We start from the raw sequence: 5,415 nt of genomic DNA, 5'->3' as shown, positions 1-5,415 counted from the left end.
GGATTTTTGGTCACTTCGAAAAAAGCTTCACCCTTTAAATTGATCGCCCGAACATTTGCTGCAAATTTTGAGGGGAAAGAAAGTGTACTTCCTGAGCCCAGATAAACCACAGAGCTATCTGGCAAAAGGATTTTGGAACGTTTACCATTCGGATTTTCGAAATGCTGGTATACCAGCTCGGTATCTTGTTGTGGTTTTTTAAACCTCGGAATTAAAAGTGAGGCTGAACCTATGATAACCATCACCGCAGCAGCATAGGATAAATACCTGCGGAGTTTAATGCTTTTTGATGGGAATTCTACAATATTGGATTCATTTCCGGCTGATTGTTTTTGGTGGAATTTTGCCAGTGCCTGTTCAACATCGGGCTCGTGATGTTCATCAATAGTTGACGTGGCAATTTCGTCCATCACCTCATCAAAAAGTGCAGAAAGATCATCGGTTGATAACAGCGATTTTATTTTAGCAGTTTCTTCCGCTGTACATTCGCCATTAATATATTTTCTGATGAGGTCTTTTTTTTCTGTTTTATGATCCATTGATGTTGTTCTTCAATAGACATAACACAACTTTTTGAGGACACCACCTATCAAAAAGAAAAAAAATATATTTTTATTTAGGAAGTAGGGGGTTGAATAATTTCTATCCTTTTTTATCAAATTTTAGTTGCTATCTCTGCGCGGCTGCCATGCTGATTTGATAGCTATCGGATTTAGTACAGCATCTTTCCTGCGAGATAGACCCTGAAATAAATTCAGGGTGACGACTTGAGTTAAAACATACCTAAGAGTAGCTTTTAAGTCACACTATTGACCGAAGATCAGGAAGACAAAAACAATAAAATATATGGTGCCAAAAAGAGAATGAGCGTAAAATCGGCATGTTCTTTTATGTGCTGTCTAAAAAAACTAAGCGCTGCAACCATATAATTTTCGACAGTATTTACCGAAAGGTTCATATCACTGGCAATTTCGGCATAGGTCTTATTTTCTTCACGGCTCATCTGGAATACCCTTCTTCGTGCAGGGCTTAACTCGGCAAGTTTTTCTCGGTAAATTTCTTCCAGCTGCGCATATACCACAGCATCATCTGCTGGTCTCGATGGTACGATCTCCGTATCAAGCTGTTCATCCAGCTCAACGGTTGCCAGTATTTTTTTACGGTAATGGTTGTATAAGGCATTTTTAACAGCCCGGTAAAGGTAAGGGGCAAGATCGGTTTCTATTGAAATGTTCCCCTGCTTTTTCCACAGGCCAAGCATTACATCCATTACCAGTTCTTCGGCAATAAAAGTATCTTTTATATTTTTTAGAGCATAACGGTAAAGCGGTGAATAGTAACGCTTAAAAAGAAGATCGAAGGCAGCGGTACTTCCGTTTTTGTGCTTTTCGAGCAGTACTGCATCCGGTAAATCTTTTATTTTGTTGAACATGCCTTGCGAAGAGAATCTCTGTACGGCAAAAATAAAACCTATACCCGCGCTGTATATTAAGGCAATATTAAGTTATTGAACACAAATAAACCTTACCACCATCAATCAGCTTTATTTATAGCCATGTTAACTTTATCTGTGTTTAACGAGGATAAAATCACCTTTATAACCCTTCCCACTCATAAAAACAGTATCCCGGGCAACCTTTTTTATCTTAAAAACACAAACAGCACAAATTTTTAAAGTACTGTCTGTATGGTTAAAAGTCCACTCTCCTTTACTTGAACTCTCCATATTTAACATTGAAGGACTACCTTTTTGATTCTCGTTAGCTGAAGAAAGTGGCCGGGACGAACCATCGGCATAAAAAATCCACTGAAGTCCTACGTAAGCGTATGAACCATTCTTCATTTTTTCCTTTTGTATCCAATAACTATTGTCATTTTGATATTCGAGCAGATGTTTCATATCATTTCTCCCTTTACAGCCTAAAAATGATACCGTTACGATAAATAAAACCATGTTTTTCATCAATTGAGTGGATTATCAGTAGTATTTATAATCCTGATGTGGATTATTGCTAAAATCCATACAAACCTGAGGGAAATATTTTTAATTATGATCGATCCGTGCAGTATGTAAAACTCAGTTGAGCTAAGATATCTAAAGTGGCCATAAAAATAAAGACTTCGCATTTAATTGACCACCTTGGTCACCTAAGAACATCTAAGCTGTTAAATGTCCGTTTTTGCAACAATGCTTTCCGTTTGACTATATAAGTTATATAATAACCATATAAGCTTACATCCTTAAATACCTAACACAAAAAAAAACTGATTATCAGCAATTTACACAAACATCATTATAAGTGGGACAAGGTCTGCATTTACCCGAAAAGTGGTAAGAAATAATAAAGGGGGCGATATAATCTCCCCCTTTAATAATATTACAGGAACAACCCCTGAAGTTTTTTATTGAGCTCTTAGGCCCTTAGGCTTTTTGCCACCACAATCCCTTTCGAATCTACCAGTACATTCTGCGCAACGGCATGTTAGAGGCGATTATCAGCTCCCTAATAAAGCAGCTAGTTTTTCATCGATCTTTTTTTCATCATCACTGTACACCAGAATTTTCCCTTCTTTATCCAAGAGCACATAAAACGGGATAAAATGCACCTGATATAAACTTCCCACCCTTGCAGGCATCATCTTTTTTGGAAATTCATCGATTACCTGTGCCCATGGCATCTGCTCAATGTCCATTGCCTTGATCCAGTCGTTCCACTTACTATCGTCGGATACGCTCAGGATTTCGAAACCTTTACCACGGTATTTTTCATAAACCTGTTTCCAATGTGGAATGGCTTCGCGACAAGGCTTACACCAGCTGGCCCAAAAATCGATCATTACATATTTTCCGCGCAGGCTTGAAAGCGATAGTTTACTGCTGTCTTTTTTAACTAAAGTAAAATCAGGGGCTAAATTACCCGGTAAAAGTGCCTCCCTGTCTTTAAGCTGTGTGGCGAGTGCCGAATAATACCTGCTTGCTTTAGCCTCTCCTTTAAATTGATCCAGAACCTTACCCAGTTCGGTTACCGGCATGGTTGAATTAAACCTATAGTAATTGCTAAAGGCATACACCGCTGATACAGCAGATGGGTTTTGTGTTATAAACTGCTGGATCAGCTTAAACTGAATGGCATTATACTCTTCAGATATTTTGGCACTGGCCGCTTTTAATTCCTCTTTCTTTTCTGCACTTTTTTCGGCGGTATATTGTTTGCTTATAGCCTCTCTTTTCGTTTTGAGTGCTGCAAGTGAAGGATCGTTCTCGAGGGCATCAAACTGATCCTGACTTTTGGAACCTTTAACAGTTATCTTTTTTAAACGGGCTCCTTTTCCCTGCCCGTATTTGGTATAATCGTAATGTTCTGCACCTGTGGTATCGATATTGATGTTAACAGGAGCATTTTCCAAAAACAAATTGGCCGACCAGTTGCCCGGTTTAATATTCAGCCCCAGCATTTCTGCGTTTTTCAGTTTACCTTTAAAAACAAAGGTTCCGTTTGCAACGGTAGCACTATCGATATTGGTTGAGGTCCTGTCTTCCTCATTATAACTGGAAAGGTAAATTTTTCCATTTTTTATCCCATTGAGGGTACCTTTTAATACATATCCGGCAGTTGCCTGATTTTGTGCCGATACCAGCAGCACCGAAATACTAAATAATAGCGATAAACATATTTTTTTTAACATGATATTCATTTTCATAGGTGATTATTTAAAAATACTGGCCAATTTTTTATCCATTTCTTCATCACTATCGCCACCACCGCCATAACGGCCGATAATCATCCCGTTTTTATCAATCAGGATTTTGGTTGGAAGCGAATGGATACCAAAACCCTCACTTACATCTTCCGATCGGTCGAAACCAGTTGGCGTACGTTTTAAACCACGCAGTACATGTTTCCAGACACCGATATTATCCTGTTCAACAGCCCTTTTCCACGCTGCCAAAGCACTATCATCATCAGCAACACCGATAATTTCCAGACCTTTGTCTTTATACTTGCTATATAACGAAAGCAGATGCGGGTTACCCTTCCGGCAGGGTACACACCAGCTTGCCCAGAAATCGAGCAGCACATACTTTTTCCCTTTAAAATCAGCCAGACTTAAATCCTGTCCGTTAATGTCTTTCTTGGCAAAAACCATTGCAATACTGCCTGGCGAACCCGATTGAAGGTTCTGTACCTCTTTTAACATCTTTTTTCCATAACTGCTGGCTTTAACCAAAGGCGAAAATGCTTCGTAATATTTTTTGGCTTCGGCGAGTTTCAAACCCGATATTTTATAACTGAGCATATAGGCGGCATAATATGAATCAGGGTTATGGCTGATAAAATCAAGATCGATTTTATCGCGTTTCGCATTAAAGGGGGCGAGCTGATCCCTGATTTCGGCAGCTTTTTCCCTTAAAATATCCTGCTCTGCATCGGGGCGGTTTTCTTTTTTTGCCTGTACATAAGCATCACTGGCTTTTTGGAGCTGTGTTAAAATGGGCTTGGTTTCTTCCGCTATCGGGGCTTTTTTCTGCTCCAGCAGTGCATATTCGTCGTGGGGCTTTGAGCCGCTCAGCTTAAGCGTTTTAAACTGTCCTTCGGTGAGTACCAATTTTAACTCACCCGGCGCCAAAAACAAAGTACCAAAATTAGGATCATCCATTGATGGTCTTTTCACATCGCCCATAATGTATGCCATTACCGGTTCGGTGAGTGTGCCTTTAAACTCAAATTTACCGGCGTTTACCGTAGCGCTATCCTGTACCGAACGGCCATCGGGCTGCGTGTATCTTAATTTTAATATTCCGCTTTCCCTGCCATTTAACTGGCCTTTAAGGGTAAATGTTTGCTGCGCCCGAGCGCTGAATACAGCAACTATTGCTGCCATAAATAAAATAAATCTTTTCATATGGGTAGGTTATTGTTGGTTTTGGATAATGTTCGGGTTTTCTGTTAAAACGAGCTGCGAAATCCGCATCACTACTTTTGCATCGGTGGCGTTAACCGTTATCGGTGGCGAATTAAATGAACTGTAATTCCGCACCATAGGCAGGCCATTTCTGAAATAATCGTAACTGTTATGTCCTTCAAAGGCAAGCTCTAACCTTCTTTCCAGTAAAATAGCATCAAATAATGGCTGACCGGATAAACCAAGCAAAGGCGTTAAACCTGCACGGGTATGGATCACATTTAAATCGGAAAGGGCGCCACTGGCATCGCCACTTTTTAGCCTTGCCTCTGCCCTGTTGAGGTAAACCTCTGCCAGCCTTAAATGATTAAAGGCCGCATAAGAATAGTATACGCCATTAACACCATTAAAGAAACGGTAACTGTATTTATTGGTACTCAATACATCGGTGGTATTGCCGGGATACAGATCGGTAAAGTAAAAACCTTTTCGAAGGTCGCCGGTAACCAG

General features: G+C 40.0%; 5 protein-coding genes and 1 pseudogene. All 6 read right to left on the bottom strand.

Annotation, left to right across the window (positions count from 1 at the left end):
- Positions 1-539: pseudogene (locus B2V92_RS23210) on the bottom strand (FecR domain-containing protein); the annotation flags it as partial.
- A gap of 281 nt (positions 540-820) precedes the next feature.
- Positions 821-1,432, bottom strand: coding sequence for an RNA polymerase sigma-70 factor (locus B2V92_RS23205; RefSeq protein WP_293312592.1), 612 nt, complete (start codon positions 1,430-1,432; stop codon positions 821-823).
- 132 nt (positions 1,433-1,564) lie between these two features.
- Entirely contained in the window at positions 1,565-1,963 is a 399-nt protein-coding gene (locus B2V92_RS23200; RefSeq protein ID WP_293312590.1) for a hypothetical protein, read from the bottom strand.
- Positions 1,964-2,496: 533 nt separating this feature from the next.
- Complete coding sequence (locus B2V92_RS23195; protein WP_293312588.1) at positions 2,497-3,702, bottom strand: TlpA disulfide reductase family protein; 1,206 nt, start codon at positions 3,700-3,702, stop codon at positions 2,497-2,499.
- 6 nt (positions 3,703-3,708) lie between these two features.
- Positions 3,709-4,905, bottom strand: coding sequence for a TlpA disulfide reductase family protein (locus tag B2V92_RS23190; protein WP_293312587.1), 1,197 nt, complete (start codon positions 4,903-4,905; stop codon positions 3,709-3,711).
- Between the two features lie 9 nt (positions 4,906-4,914).
- Positions 4,915-5,415: RagB/SusD family nutrient uptake outer membrane protein (locus B2V92_RS23185; protein WP_293312585.1), on the bottom strand; the 501-nt coding region annotated here is incomplete at its 5' end.

Source organism: Pedobacter sp. UBA5917 (assembly GCF_002432345.1).
Classification (GTDB): domain Bacteria; phylum Bacteroidota; class Bacteroidia; order Sphingobacteriales; family Sphingobacteriaceae; genus Pedobacter.
Note: the sequence above shows the minus strand (reverse complement) of the source record. Positions and strands in the feature narration are given on the sequence as shown.